Below are 20,363 nucleotides of genomic sequence, written 5' to 3'. Positions count from 1 at the left end.
CGCGCCCTCCTTCGCGCATCCCGCTTTATTCGGTATTTCGTAAATATATTCGGCTTACTGAATATGTGTATCAGGGTGACGTGGACCACGCAAGAGCCGTTCAGGACGGCATCGCGCCCACCGTGGCACCGGCGTTCCGCCGGCTCCGTGACGTGCGCGGAGGGTCGGCGCGGCCGGCGCATGGTGGGCCGACGGTCCGCGAGCGCTCGGCGTGCCGCGGCCGCCGATCCAGCAGATCACCGGTCGCGTCGCCGCCGTCAGCGCCGAGCCGATTCCGCACGCGATCGCTCCGGCCGGAGGGCGACGGGTACCCGCGGCAGCGCGGTGAGCATGTCGCGCAGCACCGCCGGCGAGGAGGCGGACGCCGGGAAGAGCTTGACGGCGTCGGCGCCCATCTCCATGGCGCGAACCCACTCCCCCGGCGTCGATCAGGGTCTCGGCATGACCTCCCCGCGACACATCACATCTCCCGCGCCGTCAGCGGTACACCGGATCGGAATGGCCGGCGAGGTGCGCGAGCGCCCGAGCCAGTTGGGCGGACGTGGGCAGACCGTCGATGTCGGTGGCGGACTGGACGACCAGCGCCGCGACGGTCGCCGCCTCCGCCAGCGCGCGGTCGGGCGGGACCTCGCGCAACAGCGCGGAGAGCAGCCCGGCCGCGAAGGCGTCGCCCGCGCCCACCGGATCCGTCACCGGTACGGGGAACGCGGGCCGTGCCCACGTGCCGGCGGCGTTCGTCAGCACCGTCGACTTGTCGGGGTACTTGACCACCACGCCCTCGACACCGCCGTCGCGCAACGTGCGCACCGCGCGTTCCGCGTCCTGTCCGGTCAGCATCTCCAACTCGTCGGCGCCGGCCAGCACCAGATCGGCCTGGCCGAGCAGGGGACCCACTACCGTGCGCCAGCGATCCGGAGCGCCGAGTTTGTGGCGGACGTTCGGGTCGAACGAGACCATCACTCCCTCGTCGCGCGCCGTGTCGATCAAGTGTCTGGTCAGCCGGTGGGTCGAGTCGGAGAGCATGGCGGTGATGCCGGTGAGGTGGAGCAGCCTGGTGCCGGAGGGCAGCGGCGCGTGCACCGACTCCGGCGCGAGCGCCGACGCCGCCGAGCCGGCGCGGTGGTACTGCACGTCGATGCCGCGCGTCGCGTGGCTGTCGCGCAGCAGGAGGCCGGTGGGAGCCGTTGGGTGAACGGCGACCGTGGAGACGTCGACGCCTTCCGCGCGCATCATGCTCAGCACCGCGTCCCCTGCCGGGTCCGACCCCACCGAACCGATCCAGCGCACCGAGTGGCCGAGGCGGGCCAGCCCGATGGCGACATTGCTCTCGGCCCCGGCGACCGAGGACCCGAAGCGGCGTGCCCGCGCCAGCGGCACGCCCGGCTCGGCCAGCAAGAGCAACATCGCCTCGCCGCATGTCACGACCTCGGGCGTACCGGACATCGGCTCAGCTCTGGCCGGCCGAGACGTCGTGCTGGGACCACGGCAACGAGTCGCCGGCGTACTTCGCCGCACGCACGTCGCCCGAACGTGCGTGCCCCTCGAACAACTCCACCCGGCTGGCCCGGCCGCACACCCGGCCAAGACGCGCGCTCGCCTGCCGGTCGAGCACCTCCTGGTAGGTCACCGTCTTCAAATACTTACCGACCCACAACCCACCGGTGTAGCGGGCGGCTCCGCGGGTCGGCAGGACATGGTTCGTGCCGATCACCTTGTCCCCGTACGACACGCACGTGCCCTCGCCGAGGAACAGCGCGCCGTAGTTCCGCATCCGGTCCAGCGCCTCGCGGGGCGACGCGGTGAGCACCTCGACGTGTTCGCTGGCGAACTCGTCGGCCAGCCGGTACAGCTCGTCCAGGTCGGACACGACGTGCACCTGGCCGTGGTCGCGCCAGGCCGGCTCGGCCATGTCCCGTGTGGGCATCCCGGGAAGGATCTCGGCGATGTGCCCGATCACCTGGTCGGCGACGGAACGAGACGTGGTGATCAGGATGGCCGGCGAGTCCGGCCCGTGTTCGGCCTGGCTGAGCAGGTCCACCGCGACCACGAACGGGTCGGCGGTGTGGTCGGCGAGCACGAGGATCTCGGTCGGCCCGGCGAACAGGTCGATGCCCACCTCCCCGAACAACTGGCGTTTCGCCTCCGCGACGTAGGCGTTGCCCGGCCCCGCGAGCATGTCCACCCGGGCGATGGACTCGGTGCCCAGGGCCATCGCCACCACGGCCTGCACGCCACCGAGCAGATAGATCTCATCGGCGCCGGCCAGGTGCATCGCCGCCACCGTGGCGTCGGGTACCGCACCGCGGATCGGCGGCGTGCAGGCGGCGACCCGCCGTACGCCGGCCACCTTCGCCGTCACCACCGTCATGTGGGCCGATGCCACCAACGGGTACCGGCCGCCCGGCACGTACGCGCCGGCCGCGGAGACGGGGATGTGCCGGTGGCCCAGGCGTACGCCCGGCAGGGTCTCGACCTCGATGTCGGTCAACGAGTCACGCTGGTACCGGGCGAACTCCCGCACCTGCGTCTGCACGAAACGGATGTCGTCGAGAACCGTCTCGGGTACGCGCCCCACGATCCGCGCGATCTCCTCCTCGCCGAGCCGGAAGCTCGACGGCGACCAGGAGTCGAATCTCTCCGAGTAGGCCCGCACCGCTTCGTCACCACGCGCGCGGACGTCCTCGATGATGCCCGTCACCACGTCGGCCACGGCCGTCCGCTGCGCCGGGGCCGTCGTACTCGCCGCCTTCAGCACTACCATCCAGCACCTCCCAGTTTTCCGATGGCCGGCCGGAACCGGCGCGCCACACCTGCCAGATCCTCCAGCCGGCCGGAAGGGACCAGCGAGAGGTTGTAGAGGTTCACCGCGTGGACGCCCTGGGACATCAGCGCCGCGACGCCCGCGTCGACGACGTCCGGCGTCCAACCGGGGCTCCAGGTGAGTGAGACGGTGACCGGCGTCGGGGGCGGGGCGATCACCTCGCGTACGTCGGCGTCGAGACCGCCGGTCAGGTCCGCGCCGATCCCCACCGCGTCGGCCGCCGCCAGCCCCCGTCCCCATGCCCCCTGCAGGCGGGCGCCGTCCGCGTCGGCGAACACCAGCGGGCGGATCAGCGTCCCGGTGGCGCGCGCCGCGTCGCGTACCTCGTCGAGGAGCGCGTGTACGCCTTCGGCCCGCGCCAGGGCGATCCGGTCGAGCAGCGGGCCGGCCTCCGGCCCGGCGGCGGACCCGTACGAGGCCGACGCCTCGACCGCGGCGCGCAGGTCACCCGGCTCCACGCCGTGGCGCGCGAGCAGCGAACGGCAGTTCGCGCACGCGCACTGCGTGACCAGCCGCCGTGTTTCCTCGCGGACCGTGTCGATCTCCACCGCTACGGCGTAGCTCTGCTGCCAGGAGGGGAAGAAGACGGCTTCGAGGTCGAGCAGGCGCGGTGCGAACCGGGCGCAGACGTCGCGGACGAGGTCGGCCGCGAACCCGCGGACGCGCTCGCCGGCCGGGCAGAGCAGCTCCGTATGCGGACGGCCGTCGAATGTGGTGGTCGCGGTGTCGGGGTGCGCGGCGACCACGCCGGCGTCCTGGAGGACGACGAGCCAGCCGTGGAACGCCAGGCCGTGACGGTCGGTCGTCCGTCGGAGGCGATGCAGCGCCGCCTCGATCGCCTCGTCGACGACCCGTCCCGGCCGCAGCGCGCCGTACGCGCCGGCCTCGGCCTGCCAGTACATCGCGCCGGAGCGGCTGTGCGCGAACGTACGGTGCCGCGGCATCCATCGTCGGGAGGCGTGGTAGCGCAGGCACACCGACACCGCGCCCACCCCGAGCTCGTGGGCGAGCTCGCAGATCCGCTCCGCCCCCGTGAGCAGCACGTCCTCCGGGAAGACGTACACCGCTGAGGCGTCCACCGGTGCCATCCGGCGCAATTTTATCTCCCAAATATTGGATATATGATCGATATGTCGTGGAAGGGAGTGTGTCAGTGGCGTATCGGCGAGGCAAGACCTCGACCTCGCGAACTTCGACCGCGGAGCCGGTCGTCGAGAAGGCACCGGGCCGGGCGGGTCGCCGTCCTGGCGTCCCCGGCCCTCCGCCCGTGGCATGGAGGCCCCTGCCGGCCGGCGGGTCTACGCTGTGGCTGGCTGCCGGATCATCGTGCAGAACTCTCACAGCCCCCGCGGCCCCGTTGTGGCCGTATCGAGTTCGTCGCCCGGCGGCCGGGTCACGAATGACGGACTGGAGCACCAGTCCGTTCCCCGAGCACACCCAAGGACGGACGGGATGAGCCGCAGCCGGCAGGAGAGCGTCAGCGATGACGGATCGCGATCGGCGTATCCGCAGATGCCGCCTGAGGAGCCGCCGGCACGCGAGCGACCCCGGCCGGACCGCCCGTCGCCGACCCGCGCCTCCTCCCCCGCGGTCGGGCGTGCCCTGACGGTGCTGGAGACGCTCGTGGCCGAGAACGACGGGATGACGCTGACCACCCTCGCGCGGCGCACGGGCATCCCGCTCGCCACCTGCGCGGCGATCGTGAACACCCTGGAGGAGCGGGGGTACGCCGCCCGCCGCGTCGTGGGCCGCAGCCACTTCTGGCGGGCGACCTTCCGCCTGTACGGGCTGGGCGCCCAGCTCGTACGCAAGGCGGACGTGTCGACGGTGGCCCGTGACGAGATGCGCGCACTGGCGGACCGGCTGACGATGCCGGTGCACATCGGCATGCTGACCGGGTCGTCCGTGGTGTACGTGGCCAAGGAGGCCGGCGACGCCTTCATCCAGTTCAACACCTATCTGGGCAAGGTCTCGCCCTTCGACCTCACCGCCCTGGGAAGGGCCATCGCCGCCTACCTGCCCGAGGACGAGCTGGCCCCGCTGCTGTCCCAGTTGACGACCGGCAGCGGGCCGAACGCCCACGCGCCGGACCCGGCGGCCTTCCTACGCGACCTGGAGAAGGTGCGCCAGGACGGCTACGCCGTCGAGGACGAAGAAGAACAGGCCGACATCGGCTGTGTGGCCGCGCCGTTCTTCGACAACGAGGGCCGGGTGGCGGGCGCCGTCGGAGTGACCGGCTTCGCCCGGGACCTGCACGGGGATCGTCTGCGCCAGGTCGTCGACGGAGTTCTTGAGGTGGCCGGCCAGGTCTCCATGCGGCTCGGCCACCGCTCCGGCCAGGCCGACTGACCAGCCCAGGCTGCGTGAATCCGGCCCGGAACGGGCCGATATCTGACTCTTGTCCACCCGGAGGGGGTGCTGCTATCTTCCGATTGCCGGATTAGTTTTTAGTATTTCGAAGAAGGTGGCAGATGTCCGTCCGCCTCGCTCTGATCGGCCTCGGTGACATCGGCCTGGGCGCCCACCTACCGGCCGTGCTCCGCTCGACTGAGGCCGAGATCGTCGTCGCCGCCGACCTCGACGCGAGGCGGAGAGAGCAGGCTAAAGAACTGCTCGCCGGAAAGGCCAGAGTGGTCGACGACCCCTGGCCCGTACTCGCCGAAGCCGGCGTACGAGGGATCGTGCTCGCCACCCCGCCGTGGGTCACGCCCCGGCTGGCCGTACGGGCCCTGCGAGCCGACCTGTACGTACTCGCGGAGAAGCCGCTCGCCACGTCGTCCGCGGACGCCGCGGTGTACCGAGAGCTCACCGGCCCTCAACGTGGCCGGCTGCAGGCCGGCCTCACCTACCGTCACGACCCGGCCATCGCACGCCTCAGAGAGTGGATCGTCTCCGGCGTGCTCGGCGAGCCCCTCATGGCGCGCGCACACATCTACGACGAACCGCTGGACCGGGCCGACCAGGAGCACCTCGACCGCATCCGCGCCACGCTCGAACACGGCAGCCCGGTGACGCACGAGGGCTCACATGTCTTCGACTGGCTCGCCCACCTGTTCGGCGGCCCGGCGGAGAAGGTGGAAGGGGGCTGGCAGGTGCGGACGGATCCGGACTGGCCACGGGCCAACCTGGCCGGAGCCCGGTTGCGCTACCCGGGCGGTGCGACCGCGCTGGTCGAGTTCGGCTGGCTCGTCGAGGCGCTACCACGGTGCGAGATCACCGTGCTCGGGCCGCGCGGCCTCGCCACGCTCGACGGGCGCACCTTCACGCTGGAGCTGGCCACGGCCACCGAACGGCGGACGGTCCGGTTCCCCGGCGAGCGGATGGAGCGTTCCTTCGACCGGCAACTGAGCCGGTTCGCCGCGCTGGCCCGCGGCGAGACGCCCGCGGCGGAGCCGAGCCTGGAGGACGGCCTGTCCGCGTTGGCGACGAGTGAGCGGGTCGCCGCGTGCGCCGAGGGGGTGGCCGCGTGAACGCCGCGACACGCTGGGCGGAGACGGACCGGGAGAGGCTGGCGGCGCTGGCCGGCGAGGCTCTCGTGGTCCTGCCGATCGGGTCGACCGAGCAGCATGGGCCGCACCTGCCCACCGGCACCGACGCGCTGCTCGCGGCCACCGTGGCCGAGCGCGCCGCCGACCAGGCCGCCGAGACGAGTCCGCGTCCGATCGTGCTGGCCCCGCCGCTCCCGTACGGCTGCTCCGACCACCACCTGCCGTTCGGCGGCACGCTGTCGGTGTCGACGCAGACGCTCACGGCCGTGCTGGCCGAGGTGATCCGCTCGGCCGTCGCCGGCGGCGTACGCCGGTTGGTGATCGTCAACGGGCACGGCGGCAACACCGGTGTCTGCCACGCCGCGGCGTCCACGGCCGCCGCCCACCACCCGATCGCGGTGGCGCACGTGGACTACTGGCGGCTGGTCGAGCCACGCGACGCCGCGACGGCGCAGGTCTCCGACATCGGGCCGCCGGTCCCCGGTCACGCGGGTGCCTTCGAGACCGCGCTGGTCATGGCGGTACGCCCGGACCTGGTAAGGCCGGCGCCACAGCGTGACAGCCCGCCGGCGCCGCCGGCGCCACCAGGCCTGGAGCTGCACGATGCGACGGCATGGTCGTCCATCGACGGCTACACCGATCTGCCACACCGCGCCACCGCCGCGGACGGCCACGCCCGTCTGGACGCGGTCATCACGGCTCTGGCCGAACGGCTCGTGCTACTGGCGAGGACACTGTGATCGATTTCCACACGCACACGCCCTTGTGGCGCACCACGAGCTGGCTGGGCGGCGCGCCGTTCACCGCCGAGCAGTTCGTCCAGTTCATGGACGGCGCCGGCATCGAGGCGGCCGTGGTGCTGAGCCACGACGGCCTGTTCGACTTCACGCCCCAGGCGAACGACGACCTCGCCGGCTTCGTCGCCGCGTATCCGGACCGGCTCTTCGGGATGGGCACGGTGAACATCCGGCGACCCTCCGAAGCCGTCGCGGAGACCGAACGGATGCTGGGCGAGCTCGGCCTGCGGGGCATGAAGATCCACCCATGGTTGCAGGGCTTCAGCCCGCACGAGGCGATGCTGGACCCCGTCTGCGAGATCCTCGCCGCGCATGGCGGGATCCTGCTGTCGCACGACGGCACCCCGCCGTACTCGACCCCCGCCCAGATCGCGGCGCTGGCCCGGCGGCATCCGCGTCTGCCCGTGGTTCTCGGTCACGGCGGGCTGCACGACCTGTGGCGGGAGGCCCTGGCCATGACGTGCGAGACCGAGAACCTCTACCTGTGCCTGTGCGGCACTCCTCCCTACGCGGCGCGCAGAATCGTCACTCAGGCCCCCGCGCACAAGGTGCTGTTCGGTAGCGACGCCGGCCTCTCGGACCGGGCGTCCCAGGACTACGCCGTGGCCCGGGCCCGCGAGGTCGAGCTCTGGGGCATTCCCGAGACCCGGCGGCAGGCCGTTCTGGTCGACAATCCGCGCCGGCTGCTGGGGATGACGTCATGAGCGTCACCACGGCGCGCATCGACGCCGTCCAGACCGTGGCGGTCAGTCTGGCCGCCCATCCCGAACTGGTCGTACACGGCGCGAAGGGGGCGCACGACCGGTCGGACTTCCTGCTCGTACGGGTCGTCACCGACACCGGCGTCGTCGGCTACGGCGAGGTCAGCGCCACTCCGCTGTGGAGTGGCGAGGACGGAGCCAGCGCGGAGCACTTCATCCGTACCGTGCTCGCTGGGGCGCTGATCGGACAGCCGCTGACGCCCGTCGGCCGGCTGGAGTCATCGATGGACCGCGTGCTGGCCGGCAACCCCTTCACCAAGGCCGGCGTGTCGATCGCGCTCTGGGACGCCTACGCCCGCGCGCTGGACGTACCGCTGGCGGTGGCCCTCGGCGGGCCGTACCGCACCAGCGTGCCGATCAAGCTTTCCCTGTCCGGCGACGGCGCCGGTCTGGAGCGCGCCTACCGTGCGGCGCGGGCGGCGGGTTTCTCCGCCTTCAAGGTCAAGGTGGGGCTCGGCGTGGCCGGGGACATCGACCGGGTGGCCGCCGCCCGCGCGCTGGTCGGCGAGGACACCCTCCTGGGCGTCGACGCGAACGGGGGGTGGACACGGACCCAGGCCGCCGCCGCGGCGGTGGCGATGTCCCGGTCCGGCATCGCCTTCCTGGAACAGCCGGTGGCGCCCGGCGACCTTCGCGGGCTCGGCGATCTGCGCGGCGCCGGGGTGCCGGTCGTGGCCGATGAGTCGGTGTTCGGCACCGACGACCTGGTGAGCGTGGTACGCGCCGACGCCGCCGACGTCGTCAGCGTCTATGTGGGCAAGAGCGGTGGCCCCGGCCGCGCCGTGCAGATGGGCCGGCTGGCCGGCGCCTTCGGCGTCGACACTCTCATCGGCTCCAACGGGGAGCTTGGCATCGGGGCGGCGGCGCAGCTGCACGTGGCCTGTGCACTGCCGGCCCTCTCCGCGATCCCGTCGGACATCATCGGCGCCTTCTACTACACCGAGGACATCCTCGCCGAGCCGCTGGACTCCGATGGCCGGACGGTCCGGCTCGGCGACGCGCCCGGCTTGGGCGTCCAGCCCCGTCCGGAGATCACGGAAGGCTTCAGATGATCGTCGACGTTCACGCGCACACGCCCACGCATCGGGACGCGGTGCCGGAAGGAGAGCGGCGCGTCTACCACGAATGGCGGAACGACCGTCCCGTGGCGACGACCAACTCCTGGGCGGACTTCGACTCGTCGATGGCGGACGCCGACATCTGTGTGGTGTTCAACATCGCGGTCGATGACCCCGAGGCGGCGACCGGGCTCCCCTACGACCCGGCGCTGACCAACGACAACACGGCCGCTTTCGTCGCCGCCGACCCGGCCCGGCGGATCGGGTTCATGTCCGTCAACCCGACGCGTCCGGGCGCGCTCGACGAGGCCGACAGATGCCGTGACCTCGGGCTGGTCGGCGTCAAGCTCGGCCCGAACTACCAGGAGTTCGACCCGCTGGGAGAGCCGGCCCAGGAGTTCTACCGGTACTGCGAGCGCCACGGCCTGCCGATTCTCTTCCACTGCGGCGCGTCACCCATCCGGAAGGCACCGCTGCGCTACACCTACCCCCTGGTCATGGACGAGATCGCCATACGGCATCCGGAGCTGCGCATCGTCCTGGCGCACATGGGGCACCCCTGGGCGCGCGAAACGGTCGTGACGATCCGCAAGCATCCCCACGTCTACGCGGATGTCTCCTCCATCTACCTGCGTCCATGGGTCTGTTACGAGTCGCTGCTGTACGCCACGGAGTGGGGGGCGGCGGGCAAGCTCCTCCTCGGATCGGACTTCCCCATCGCCAACACCGGTGAGGCCATCGCGGGACTCCGCCGGGTCAACGACGTCGTCGAGGGCACCGGCATGCCGCGCATATCGAGCGAAGTGATCGAAGGCATCGTGCACGCCGACGCGCTCGGCGCGCTCGGCCTCTCTCCGGGAGCCCCCAATGGTCGTTGACGCGCACGTACGGATCGGGGTCGGCCGCGACGTCGAGCTGAGCGTCGAAGAGCTGCTGACGGGCATGGACGCACTCGGCATCGAACGCGCCCTGGTCGCACCGGCCGAGGCCCAGATCGCCTATCACGTCAGGGCGGGCAACGAGGCGACGACGGGCGCCGCGGCATCGGCCGGCGGACGGCTGATCGCCTACGCGGTGGCCACGCCGTGGCTCGGCGGCGAGGCCGCCGTCGACGAGCTCCGTCGCGCCCGCGACGCCGGCGCGGGGGCACTGGCGATCGACCCGGTGCTGCAAGGCTTCGACCTGCTCGACGGCATGGTCGAACCTCTCCTGGACTTCGCCGCCTCGGCGGGCTGGCCGGTCTACGTACGGACCGGGACCCCGCCGAACGCGCTGCCGCTGCCCCTCGCCACACTCGCCCGCCGCCATCCGGAGCTGGCATTCGTCATGGGTCGCAGCGGCGCGACCGACTTCTGGATCGACGCCGCGCCGGCGCTCCGTCATGCCCCCAACCTGTACGCCGACACCAGCTACGCGCCGTGGGACACCCTCCTCACCGAGCTGACGCAGGACGAGGAGATCGGCCCCGGACGGATCGTGTTCGCCACCGACGCCCCCTACACCATTCCGGCGGCCGAGCTCTCCCGGACGTCGCAGTTGCCGCTGTCCGAGGAGGACCGGCACGCGGTCTTCGGCGGGACCATCTCCCGGCTGCTCGGCCGATGACGGCCCAGAGGCCACCGATCACCACCGAAAGCCACAGGAGGAAGCGGATCGTGTCAACGGCGGCTGCGACAACCTCGGCGGCGGATGCCGCGGTGAACGTACGAGGCGTGTCACCCGTCCTGGAGGTGCCTTTCACCGCCACCGGCGAGGTCGACTTCAACGGGTTCCAGCGGGTCGTCCGTCATGTGCTGAACACCGGCGTGACCAGCGTGATGTTCCCCGGGTTCGCCTCCGAGTTCCTCAAGCTGTCCGAAACCGAGCGGTCCGAGCTCACCGCCCTGCTGCTGGCCGAGACCTCCGCCCGGCCGGACGTGTCGGCCATCGTCGCGGTGCAGGACCACGCGACTCACCTGGCGGTGCGGCGTGCGCACGAGGTCGTGGCGGCCGGCGCCGACCTCATCAACCTGCTCCCGCCCTATCAGCTCCAGCCGTCGGGCCAGGCGGTCGGCGAACACATCCGGACCGTCCTGGACGCCATCGCGCCCACACCGGTCGTCCTGCAGTACGCGCCGACCGAGACCGCCAGCCACATCTCCGCCGACAGCATCCTGGAGATCGCCGCCGCGCATCCGAATCTGAAGCTCGTGAAGGTCGAGTCGAGTCCCCCCGGCCGCCTGATCGCCGAACTGTCCAACGGCGATCCGTCGATCTCCTGTGTCGAGGGATACGCCGGCGTGCAACTGCCGGACGCGTTCCGCCGCGGCGCGGTCGGTACCCAGCCCGGCTGCTCATTCACCGAGATCTACGTCGAGATCTGGAGACGTCTCGCGGCGGGAGACGAAAAGGGAGGGTACGAGCTGCACCGCCGGCTGCTGCCGTACATCGCGTACTGGATGCTCGACACCGAGCTCATCATCGCGGCAGAGAAGTTGATATCCGTCCGAAGGGGGCTTTTCACATCACCGATGTGCCGCGCTCCCGGCCGTGTCCTGGACGAAGAAGAGGTGCGCATGGTGGACCAGTTCTTCGCCGAGTTCACCGAGGAGCTCCCCGCTATTCAAATCTAGTCTGAACAATGAAGAGAGGTGTTCGAAATGAGCGCCAGAGCTCGCGCCATCATGGCAGCCCTCTCGGCGGCATTCCTGGCCACCGCCGCGTGTAGCGGCGGCAAGGGGGGATCATCACATGCCGCCTCGGTTACCCAGCCGGTCAAGGGCGGGCCCATCGAGGCCGGTGTCATACCGGCTAAGGGAACGCCGTCCTACAACTTCCTCCGCGATCTCGCGAATGGCCTGGAGAAGGACTATCCAGGGACCAAGATGACGCTGACCTTCGCCAACACCGAGGCGCGTCCGGGCCTCGAACAGCGCTGGCGGTCCGGGAAGGGCCCGGACCTCGACTACGGAATGTTCGACGGCACGAACCCCAACCTGCAGGACTGGGCGAATGACGATTTCCTGGTCGACCTCACCCCCTACCTCAAGCAGCAGAATCCGCAGACCGGAAAGCCCTGGCTGGACTCCTTCAGCTCCACCGCCCAGCCGTTCATGAAGAACAAGGACGGCAAGTACTACGCCGTACCGACCGAGGCTTCGCTGACCGTCCTGTTCTACAACGCGAAGATATTCAAGGACCACGACATCAAGCCGCCCGCCACATGGGACGAGCTCTTGACCGCCGTGGACCAGCTCAAGGCCGCGGGAGTGGACCCGATCGCGGTCACGGGTCTCTTCGAGCCGTACATGGGCATGTGGAGCGACTATCTCTTCCTCCGCAGCGTCGGCTATGCCAAGACACGCGCCGCGCTCAGCGACTGCACCGGCAAACTCGACGATCCCGGCTTCGCCGACGGCCTGACCAAGCTCCAGCAGCTACGGGACAAAGGCGCCTTCCTCAAGGGCTTCCAGGGCACCGACTTCACCGCGGCCCAGGCGTCCTTCTTCCAGGGGAAGGCCGGAATGATCTTGATGGGAAGCTGGCTCGTCAGCGAGATGAAGAAGTCCATACCGCCGGACTTCCAGCTCGGCGCCATCGGTTTCCCCTCGCTGCCGGGTGGTCACGGGGACCAGACCGCGCTCATGGGCGGCGAGCAGCTGGTCTCGCTCAACGCCAAGAGCGACGTCATCCCGCTCGCCATCGAGTGGCTGAAACGGCTCACCAGCAAGCAGACGCAGACCGCGCGCGCCAAGGAGATCGGCGAGGTGTCGGCCGTGAACGACGTGGGCGCGCCCCCGGAAATGCCCGGGATGGACAAGGTGATGAAGTCGGCGTCCACGATGGTGCCGCGCTACTACGGCATCCCCGACTCGAAGACCAAGGACGCGGTCTACCCGGAGATCGCCAAGCTGTTCTTCGGCAAGTCGGACGCCCAGCAGACCCTGAACCACCTGAAGAGCAACCTGTCGCGTGTCTGCGGCAACTGAGAACCGGCCCGCCAACGCGGGTGGGGCCGGCCTCGCCGCCCCACCCGCACGCCCTTCGACGAAAGCAGGAGGTGACGATGTTCCGTAGATCGCAGCGAAGGATCGTGATTCCCTTCCTGCTGCCCGCGCTGATCCTGACGGGCTTGTTCTTCCTTTATCCGCTGGTGCGGGCCGGCATCATCTCGTTCGAACACTTCTCCCGCACCGGGCGTACGTCCTTCACCGGAGGAGAGCAGTACCGCAAGCTGGTCGACGACCCCTCGTACACGCGAGCGCTGAAGAACACCTTCCTGCTGACGTTCATCGGCGCCTGCATGCTGTTCCCACCGGCCGTGGCGGTCGCCTGGGCACTGCACCAGAAGCTGTACGGGGAGAGCTTCTTCCGGTTCGTGGTGTTCGCCCCCGCAGTGCTCTCGACCGCGGTCGTGGCGTTGATGTGGAAGTTCATCTACCACCCGACGATCGGCCTCATCGACCCGGCCCTGCGCTCGGCGGGGCTCGGCGCGCTGGCGCGTACCTGGCTGGGGGACCCGACCACGGCGCTGCCCGCGATCGCCTTCACCGTGGTCTGGCAGGGGATCGGGATCTGGGTGGTGCTGCTCTCCGCCGGTTTCGAGCGGCTGCCGGTCGAGGTGCTCGAGGCCGGGCGGGTCGACGGCGCCGGCGAATGGGCGCTGTTCCGGCGGATCATGCTGCCGATGCTGCGCGATCTGATGCGCATCCTGCTCGTCCTGTGGGTGGTGCAGAGCATGCAGTCCTTCGCGTTCGTCCAGATCATGACCCGGGGCGGTCCGTTCGGCTCCACCGACGTGGTGTCGACCCTGATGTACCGCACCGCCTTCGACCAGGCCGATTTCGGGTACGCCGCCGCGATGGGCGTCACCCTGCTCTTCGTCATGCTGGCTCTCACAGTGATCGTCAATAAGGTGCTCAAGCGCGATGTCATCCAGTACTGAGACGCGAAACCCGCCCGTGGCCGCCGCGAGGGGCGCGGCCACCCGGCGCCGACGGAGCGTGCGCGCGACGGGCCGCGCACCCTTCCGGACGTATCACCTGGCCCTGTACCTGTTCCTGGTCTGCTTCGCGTTCTCGTCGCTGAGCGCTTTCCTGTGGGTGTTCAACGCCTCACTGAAGACCAACCGGGAGTTCCTCACGACCGCGCCGTGGTCGCTGGCCGACGGGTGGCGATGGAGCAACTACGTGACCGCGTGGACGAACGCGAGTATCGGAGACTTCTTCCTCAACAGCGTTCTGGTCAGCGTGTGCGCCACGGTCCTGGGGGTGGCGGTGGCGGCCTTCGCGGCGTACCCCATCGCCCGGGTGGAGTTCAAGGTCAACAACCTGGTCCTGATGGTGTTCCTGCTCGGCCTGATGGTGCCGTGGATGGTCACCTTCATCCCGCTGTACATGACCGTGGACGATGTGGGGCTGCTGGACTCCCGGCTCGGGCTGATCCTCGTGTACGCCACCTACAACCTTCCCCTGAACATCTTCGTCCTCGTCGGGTTCATGAAGACACTCCCCCGCGAACTGGAGGAGTCGGCAGCGGTCGACGGCGCCGGGCCGACCCGGACCTTCCTGAAGATCATCCTTCCGCTGCTGGGGCCCGGCCTCGCGTCGGTGACCATCCTCAGCTTCTTGAACAACTGGAACGAGTTCTTCTACGGGCTGGTGCTCATCCACACGCCGGGGAAGATGACACTGCCGTTGGGGCTGTTCCAGCTCGGCCAGGCCGCGGACTACGGGACGAACTGGGTCGCGCTGTTCTCCGGCATCATGATCACCTCGGTGCCCGTCCTGCTGGTCTTCGCGTTCATGCAGCGGCACATCACCAGAGGGCTGACGGCGGGGGCGATCAAGGGATGACCGGATCCGTCCGTCCGCCTGGACGCTGAGCAGCATGACGGCATTACGTTCTGCTACAAGGACAGCGCCGGTCTTCGGAACACCGGCACCGTCAACACCTGGACCTCGACGAACCTCGGTTCGGAGTCGGCGAACAAATTCAACCTCGTCACCGTTTGGTGCTAGGCCGGAGAGGTGAACGCGCAGGGCAGCCGTTTGTAGCCGTTGATGAAGCCCGACAGCAGACGGTCGGGCTCACCGGCGGCGTGGATGTCCGGGAGGCGGGTGAACAGCTCCTCCAGCATGATGGTGATCTCCCGGCGGGCCAGGTTCGCGCCGAGGCAGAAGTGCGGGCCCGGACCGCCGAACCCGACGTGGGGGTTGGGCGTACGGGTGATGTCGAACGTGTCCGGGTCCGGGAAGACCGCCTCGTCGCGGTTGGCCGCGTTGTAGAAGAGCAGCACCTTGTCGCCCGCGTGGTACGTGTGCCCGTTCATCTCGTGGTCGCGGGTCACGTTGCGGCGCATGAAGATGACCGGCGTGGCATAGCGGACGACCTCCTCCACCGCGCCGCCGATCCGCCCGTGGAAGTCCTCCAGGAGCAGCCTCCGCTGCTCGGGGAAGTCGGTGAACAGCTTCAGCGCGTGGCTCAGGGCCGTACGCGTCGTCTCGTTGCCGGCCACGACGAGGAGCAGGAAGAACGAGCCGAGCTCACGCGTGGTCAGCCGCTCGCCGTCGACGTTGGCGTTGACGAGTGCCGAGGTCAGGTCGTCGGTCGGGTTCTTGATGCGCTCGCGGCCGAGGCGGGCCGCCAAGCGGTGGAGGTCGCGGGCGGCGCGCACGATGCGGAACAGGGCGCGGGCCATCGTGAACCGGTCGATCCGGTCCGGGTCGACCCCGGTGTACTCGGCGTCGGAGTTGCCGAGGATGACGTTGGTCCGGGCGATGACCCGGGCGTAGTCACGCTCGGGGATGCCGAGCATGTCGCAGATCACCTCGACCGGCAGGCGAACGGCGACCTTGGCCACGAAGTCTCCGGGCCCGGAGTCGATCAGCTCGTCGACGATGCGCGCGGCACGCCGGCGTACGTCGTCCTCGGTCTTGGCGAGCATCCTCGGGGTGAAGGCGCGGGAGACGATACGGCGGATCTTGGCGTGCCGCGGATCGTCCATGTTGATGAGCGAACCGAAGTAGCGCCCCATGTACGCCGGGAGGTCCGGGATCGTGGTGGCGCTCGGCTCGCTGCTGAAGACGTCCTGGCGGCGGCTCGCCTCGCTCACGTCGGCGTGCCGTACGAGCGCCCAGTAGCCCTTGCCGGCGGGCACGAGCGGCACGGACATCTCGGGGAAGAACGCCGGATGCTCCCGCGCGCGCAACGCCGCGAAGGCGGCCATCCGCTCGTCGAGCGGGCGCGCCCAGAAGTCCAGGCCGGACAGGTCGAGATCTTCGAGTCCCGGGGGCGACTCGGTCGTCATGCGACACCACCCAAGTAAGCGACCAATTACAGTGAAGCACATCCGGCCCATGGGGAAAAGGCCGCGGGTCGCCCCCGGCGGGCAGGTGGATGCGGCGGCTACTTGGCGAACAGCTGTGACTCGTCGGCGAACGCCTTGAACTCCAGCGCGTTGCCCGCCGGATCGCGCAGGAACATCGTCCACTGCTCCCCCGGCTCGCCGGCGAACCGGACGTACGGCTCGATGACGAACTCCACGCCCGCGTCGCGCAGCCGCCCCGCCAGCGCGTGGAAGTCCTCCGGCGGCAGGATGAGGCCGAAGTGCGGCACCGGCACGTCATGCCCGTCGACCGGGTTGCTCCCCTCCGCGTCGGCCGTGACCGGCACCCGGTGGGTGACCACCTGGTGACCGTAGAAGTTCCAGTCCACCCACGCGTCCGACGAGCGCCCCTCGGGCAGGCCGAGCACGCCGCCGTAGAAGGCACGGGCGCGGCCGATGTCGTCCACCGGTATGGCCAGATGGAACCCAGGACGTACTACGGTCACGACTCCTCCTCAACCGTGGGTGTCGCGTCCGAGTCTTTCATCCCCCTTTGGCGGCTCGCGCGGCGGCGGCGAGGTCCGGCAGGGCGCTCTCCGGGACCAGCGACAGGTTGTACAGCGCGATGTCGGCCGCCCCCACTCCCCGCAGCGCTCGGACGTCGTCCGCCAGGCGGCCTCCGGTGCGGTCCGGGCTCCAGTTCAGCGACGCCAGCAGCGGCCGGTCGCCGGCCAGGGCCGCCAGCCCGCCGTACCGGGCGGCGAGCGCGTCGCCGGTCAGCGTGCCGCAGCCGAGGCCGACACGGTCGGCCGGCGCGAACGCGTCGGGGCCCGACCCCTGGAGCGCCGCCATGTCCGGGTCGTCGAAGATCAGCGGACGGACGGCCGCGTCATGCTCGTGCGCGGCGGCCGCCGTCGCCTCCATGACGCGCCGCACGCCGTGGGCGCGCACCGTCCGCAACGTCGGGGCGCCCTCGCCGGCGAGCGCGAGATCCCGAAGCTCCGCCGGGTCGTGGCCGAGCTCCTCCATCAGCCGTACGCAGGCGCCGCAGAAGCACTGCCCCGCCATCGCCCGCGCCATCCCGGTCAGGGGCGCCAGCTCCAGCGAGATGACGTACGACGGGTCCCACGCGGCGTACAGGGCGGACTCCAGCTCGACCACGTCCGGGGAGAACCGGGCGCAAACGTCGGCGACCAGCGCGGAGGCGTACTCGACCACGTCCGGGTGGCTCGGGCACAACGCGTGGATCGTGGGCGTGCCGTCGAGCGTGCGCGCGGCGAGCTCGGGGTGCGCGGCCACCACCGGGTCGTCGTGCAGCACGACCGTCCAGGCGTGGAAGGCCAGACCGTGCCGCGGCGCCTCCTCCCGCAGCTCGCGCAGCGCCGTGATCTCCTCCTCACCCGCGACCGTGAGCGGCCGCAGCCGCCCGTACCGATCCTCGGCAGGAGGGAAGTAGGTGATCCCGGGCGGTGAGTGCCGTACGAGGCCATGGCGGGCGAACCAGCGCCGCGCCGGGTGGTAACGGACCGCCACCGCGATCGCGTCGGCGCCGAGCCCGGCGGCCAGCGCGCACAGCTCGGCCGGCCCGGTGAGCAGGGCGTCCTCGGGATAGCAGAAGACCTGTACGGTCACGGGCCCTCCTCCGTCGGAAAAGTGACCACGGTACTGTGCTTGCCGGTTCCCTTGCTTCGCTCGGTCACGTGCGCCTCCTCGCGTCCGCGGTTGTCCACAGCCGAATCGGCGGACTACCGCCCGACGCCCTCGGAATTGGACAATGGAAGTGGGGTGCCCCCCTGGGCGGGAGGGGGCTCCCTGCGGGAGGGCTCTTCCGTCAGGTGTTCGTCCGGCGTTCCGTGTCCGCCGGGCATGACTGAGCCGGCTCGGGCGGGACGGTTCAGGCGTTCAGGTCTTGGCGACGGTCAGCAGGATGACGGAGTCCTCCAGGGCCTCCAGGCCGTGCCGTACGTCGGGGAGGATCAGCAGGTCTCCGGTCCGTGCGTCCCACGCGTCCCCGTCGGCGGTGAGGCGGACCCGGCCCTGCAGGACGTACAGCGTCGCGTCGCCCGGGCTCTCGTGCTCCGCCATCGACCGGCCCGCGGTGAAGGCGATGGCGGTCTGCCGCAGCGTCCGCTCGTGTCCGCCGAAGACGGTCTCCGAGCTGCGTCCCGTGGTGTCGGCGCCCGCCCGGGCCGCGAGTTCGCGCGCCAGAGCCTCCAGTGACATCTTCCTCTGCATTACGCCAGTCTTACAGTGCCGCCCCCGACGGCGGCCAGACCCCCGTGTCCCCGGCGCGGCGCAGGCCGTCGAGGAACAGCGCGACGTAGTGACGGCCGACGTCGCGGGGGCCCAGCGCGCCGTCCGGGTGCCACCAGGTGCTGATCTGGTGCACCGCGCCGAACAGGAAGTTGACCGCCAGGTCGGCCGGCGCGTCCGTACGGAACGTCCCGTCCCGCCGGCCCTCCTCGACCAGGGCGCGGAACCGCTCGTGGTAGCGCCGCCGCTCCGCGCGTACGGCCCGGCGCTTGTCCTCCGGCAGCAGGTGCATGGAGCGGAAGAAGACGGTCAGCTCGTCCAGGTGGGCGCAGCTCGTCTCGATCACGTCGAGGACGGCGTCGCGCAGCCGCTCCTCCGGGGTGCCCGGACCGCCGGCGATCTGCTCCAGGCGTTCGGTCTGCAGCGCGAGCAGGCGGTGGTAGATCTCATACAGCAGATCGTCCTTTGCCGCGAAGTAGTGGTACATCGCGCCCTTGGTGACGCCCGCCGCCGCGACGATCTCCTGCACGGAGGTGTTCTCGTAGCCGTTCCCGGCGAACAGGCGCGTGGCCGCCTCGAGCAGCCGCTCCGGCAGCGGCCGCGCCCGCCCGGGAACCTCCGCCGTCCCCTGCGCCATCCGGGCCGCTCAGCGGTTCCGGTACGGGGCGAGTTCGCGGCGGGCGATGGAGCGCTTGTGCACCTCGTCGGGCCCGTCCGCCAGGTGCAGCGTGCGCATGCCGGCCCACAGCTCGGCCAGCGGGAAGTCCTGGGACACGCCGCCGCCGCCGTGGGCCTGGATGGCGCGGTCGATGACCCAGCTCGCCATCTCCGGCACCGCCGCCTTGATCGCCGAGATCTCCACGCGCGCGCCCTTGTTGCCGACGGTGTCCATCAGCCACGCGGTCTTGAACACCAGCAGCCGGGCCTGCTCGATGCGGATGCGCGACTCGGCGATCCAGTCCTGGACGACGCCGTGGTCGGCGATCGGGGCGCCGAAGGCGACGCGGGAGGTGACCCGCTCGCACATCAGCTCCAGCGCCCGCTCGGCCATGCCGATGGCGCGCATGCAGTGGTGGATGCGGCCGGGGCCGAGGCGCTCCTGGGCGATGCGGAAGCCCTCACCCTCGCCGAGCAGGATGTTGTCCGCCGGCACGCGCACGTTCTCGAAGCCGACCTCGGCGTGCCCGCCGTGGGTGCCGTCGTCGTAGCCGAAGACCGACAGTCCCCGCTCGACCGTGACGCCGGGGGTGTCCTTGGGCACCAGCACCATGCTCTGCCGCCGGTACGCGGGCCCGTCCGGGTCGGTGACGCCCATCACGATGAAGATCTCGCACTCGGGGCTGAGCGCGCCCGAGGACCACCACTTGCGCCCGTTGAGCACGTACTCGTCGCCGTCGCGTTCGATGCGCAGCGCGATGTTGGAGGCGTCGGAGGAGGCCACCGCCGGCTCGGTCATGCAGAACGCCGAGCGGATCGCCCCGTCCAGCAGCGGCTCCAGCCACCGCTGCCGCTGCTCCTGGGTGCCGAACATGGCGAGGATCTCCATGTTGCCGGTGTCGGGCGCGGCGCAGTTGAGGGCGACCGGCGCGATCTTCGGCGACCGTCCCATGATCTCGGCGAGCGGCGCGTACTGCAGGTTCGTCAGCCCGGCGCCGTACGGCTCGTGCGGCATGAACAGGTTCCACAGGCCGCGCTTGCGCGCCTCGGCCTTGAGATCCTCGATGACCGGCGGCGTCGACCACGGGTCGGTCCGCTCGGCCGCCTGGGCGGCGTAGACCGGCTCGGCCGGGTAGACGTGGGCGTCCATGAACTCCAGCAGCCGGTCCCGGTAGTCGCCGGTCGTCGCGTCGAACCCGAAGTCCATGCCGTTCCTCTCCAC

At 70.4% G+C, this 20,363-nt stretch carries 21 protein-coding genes; 11 read left to right on the top strand and 10 right to left on the bottom strand.

What is annotated here, in order from left to right; translation table 11 throughout:
- Positions 1 to 257: 257 nt before the first annotated feature.
- The 4 genes from ACQEV1_RS20555 to ACQEV1_RS20540 all read right to left on the bottom strand — a co-directional run bounded on the left by ACQEV1_RS20555 (position 258) and on the right by ACQEV1_RS20540 (position 3,909).
- The gene (locus ACQEV1_RS20555) at positions 258 to 401 is read right to left on the bottom strand and encodes a hypothetical protein (protein WP_433395253.1); all 144 of its coding nucleotides are present in this window, start codon (positions 399 to 401) and stop codon (positions 258 to 260) included.
- Between the two features lie 76 nt (positions 402 to 477).
- A complete protein-coding gene (locus ACQEV1_RS20550) occupies positions 478 to 1,443 on the bottom strand; it encodes a sugar kinase (RefSeq protein WP_433395251.1) in 966 nt (321 codons plus the stop codon).
- A 4-nt stretch (positions 1,444 to 1,447) separates the two neighbouring features.
- Positions 1,448 to 2,761, bottom strand: coding sequence for a histidinol dehydrogenase (gene hisD, locus ACQEV1_RS20545; RefSeq protein WP_285616658.1), 1,314 nt, complete (start codon positions 2,759 to 2,761; stop codon positions 1,448 to 1,450).
- The gene (locus tag ACQEV1_RS20540; protein ID WP_433395248.1) at positions 2,755 to 3,909 is read right to left on the bottom strand and encodes a hypothetical protein; all 1,155 of its coding nucleotides are present in this window, start codon (positions 3,907 to 3,909) and stop codon (positions 2,755 to 2,757) included. The genes hisD and ACQEV1_RS20540 overlap by 7 nt, the downstream gene beginning before the upstream one ends.
- Before the next feature lie 364 nt (positions 3,910 to 4,273).
- Between ACQEV1_RS20540 and ACQEV1_RS20535 the strand changes: the two genes are divergently transcribed.
- The 11 genes from ACQEV1_RS20535 to ACQEV1_RS20485 all read left to right on the top strand — a co-directional run bounded on the left by ACQEV1_RS20535 (position 4,274) and on the right by ACQEV1_RS20485 (position 14,759).
- Positions 4,274 to 5,170 carry an IclR family transcriptional regulator gene (locus ACQEV1_RS20535; protein WP_285616661.1) on the top strand — a complete coding sequence of 299 codons (897 nt, stop codon included), beginning with the start codon at positions 4,274 to 4,276 and terminating at the stop codon, positions 5,168 to 5,170.
- A 122-nt stretch (positions 5,171 to 5,292) separates the two neighbouring features.
- Positions 5,293 to 6,291 carry a Gfo/Idh/MocA family protein gene (locus ACQEV1_RS20530; RefSeq protein WP_285616665.1) on the top strand — a complete coding sequence of 333 codons (999 nt, stop codon included), beginning with the start codon at positions 5,293 to 5,295 and terminating at the stop codon, positions 6,289 to 6,291.
- Positions 6,288 to 7,049 carry a creatininase family protein gene (locus tag ACQEV1_RS20525; RefSeq protein WP_433395245.1) on the top strand — a complete coding sequence of 254 codons (762 nt, stop codon included), beginning with the start codon at positions 6,288 to 6,290 and terminating at the stop codon, positions 7,047 to 7,049. Before ACQEV1_RS20530 ends, ACQEV1_RS20525 begins: the two co-directional genes overlap by 4 nt.
- Positions 7,046 to 7,810, top strand: coding sequence for an amidohydrolase family protein (locus tag ACQEV1_RS20520; protein WP_285616667.1), 765 nt, complete (start codon positions 7,046 to 7,048; stop codon positions 7,808 to 7,810). Before ACQEV1_RS20525 ends, ACQEV1_RS20520 begins: the two co-directional genes overlap by 4 nt.
- Positions 7,807 to 8,919, top strand: coding sequence for a mandelate racemase/muconate lactonizing enzyme family protein (locus ACQEV1_RS20515; RefSeq protein WP_433395243.1), 1,113 nt, complete (start codon positions 7,807 to 7,809; stop codon positions 8,917 to 8,919). Before ACQEV1_RS20520 ends, ACQEV1_RS20515 begins: the two co-directional genes overlap by 4 nt.
- The gene (locus ACQEV1_RS20510; RefSeq protein ID WP_285616671.1) at positions 8,916 to 9,803 is read left to right on the top strand and encodes an amidohydrolase family protein; all 888 of its coding nucleotides are present in this window, start codon (positions 8,916 to 8,918) and stop codon (positions 9,801 to 9,803) included. The genes ACQEV1_RS20515 and ACQEV1_RS20510 overlap by 4 nt, the downstream gene beginning before the upstream one ends.
- The gene (locus tag ACQEV1_RS20505) at positions 9,793 to 10,530 is read left to right on the top strand and encodes an amidohydrolase family protein (protein ID WP_285616673.1); all 738 of its coding nucleotides are present in this window, start codon (positions 9,793 to 9,795) and stop codon (positions 10,528 to 10,530) included. Before ACQEV1_RS20510 ends, ACQEV1_RS20505 begins: the two co-directional genes overlap by 11 nt.
- A gap of 107 nt (positions 10,531 to 10,637) precedes the next feature.
- A complete protein-coding gene (locus ACQEV1_RS20500; protein ID WP_285616674.1) occupies positions 10,638 to 11,537 on the top strand; it encodes a dihydrodipicolinate synthase family protein in 900 nt (299 codons plus the stop codon).
- Positions 11,538 to 11,564: 27 nt separating this feature from the next.
- The gene (locus ACQEV1_RS20495) at positions 11,565 to 12,893 is read left to right on the top strand and encodes an ABC transporter substrate-binding protein (protein ID WP_433395240.1); all 1,329 of its coding nucleotides are present in this window, start codon (positions 11,565 to 11,567) and stop codon (positions 12,891 to 12,893) included.
- 77 nt (positions 12,894 to 12,970) lie between these two features.
- Positions 12,971 to 13,849 carry a carbohydrate ABC transporter permease gene (locus tag ACQEV1_RS20490; RefSeq protein WP_285616679.1) on the top strand — a complete coding sequence of 293 codons (879 nt, stop codon included), beginning with the start codon at positions 12,971 to 12,973 and terminating at the stop codon, positions 13,847 to 13,849.
- Positions 13,850 to 13,907: 58 nt separating this feature from the next.
- A complete protein-coding gene (locus ACQEV1_RS20485; RefSeq protein WP_433395238.1) occupies positions 13,908 to 14,759 on the top strand; it encodes a carbohydrate ABC transporter permease in 852 nt (283 codons plus the stop codon).
- 161 nt (positions 14,760 to 14,920) lie between these two features.
- Here ACQEV1_RS20485 and ACQEV1_RS20480 read toward each other — a convergent pair whose 3' ends face one another.
- The 6 genes from ACQEV1_RS20480 to ACQEV1_RS20455 all read right to left on the bottom strand — a co-directional run bounded on the left by ACQEV1_RS20480 (position 14,921) and on the right by ACQEV1_RS20455 (position 20,348).
- Positions 14,921 to 16,213: a cytochrome P450 gene (locus ACQEV1_RS20480; RefSeq protein WP_433395236.1), complete on the bottom strand. Its 1,293-nt coding sequence runs from the start codon at positions 16,211 to 16,213 to the stop codon at positions 14,921 to 14,923.
- 98 nt (positions 16,214 to 16,311) lie between these two features.
- Positions 16,312 to 16,737, bottom strand: a complete 426-nt coding sequence (locus ACQEV1_RS20475; protein WP_285566281.1) for a VOC family protein — start codon at positions 16,735 to 16,737, stop codon at positions 16,312 to 16,314.
- Between the two features lie 37 nt (positions 16,738 to 16,774).
- Positions 16,775 to 17,863, bottom strand: a complete 1,089-nt coding sequence (locus ACQEV1_RS20470) for a hypothetical protein (RefSeq protein WP_285616684.1) — start codon at positions 17,861 to 17,863, stop codon at positions 16,775 to 16,777.
- 270 nt (positions 17,864 to 18,133) lie between these two features.
- Positions 18,134 to 18,454, bottom strand: coding sequence for a cupin domain-containing protein (locus ACQEV1_RS20465; RefSeq protein ID WP_433395233.1), 321 nt, complete (start codon positions 18,452 to 18,454; stop codon positions 18,134 to 18,136).
- 22 nt (positions 18,455 to 18,476) lie between these two features.
- Entirely contained in the window at positions 18,477 to 19,121 is a 645-nt protein-coding gene (locus ACQEV1_RS20460) for a TetR/AcrR family transcriptional regulator (protein ID WP_433395231.1), read from the bottom strand.
- A 9-nt stretch (positions 19,122 to 19,130) separates the two neighbouring features.
- Positions 19,131 to 20,348 carry an acyl-CoA dehydrogenase family protein gene (locus ACQEV1_RS20455; protein WP_285616689.1) on the bottom strand — a complete coding sequence of 406 codons (1,218 nt, stop codon included), beginning with the start codon at positions 20,346 to 20,348 and terminating at the stop codon, positions 19,131 to 19,133.
- Positions 20,349 to 20,363 lie beyond the last annotated feature (15 nt).

Source organism: Actinoallomurus sp. CA-142502, from assembly GCF_050936355.1.
Lineage (GTDB): Bacteria > Actinomycetota > Actinomycetes > Streptosporangiales > Streptosporangiaceae > Actinoallomurus > Actinoallomurus iriomotensis.
This window is presented reverse-complemented; position numbering and strand designations above follow the sequence as displayed.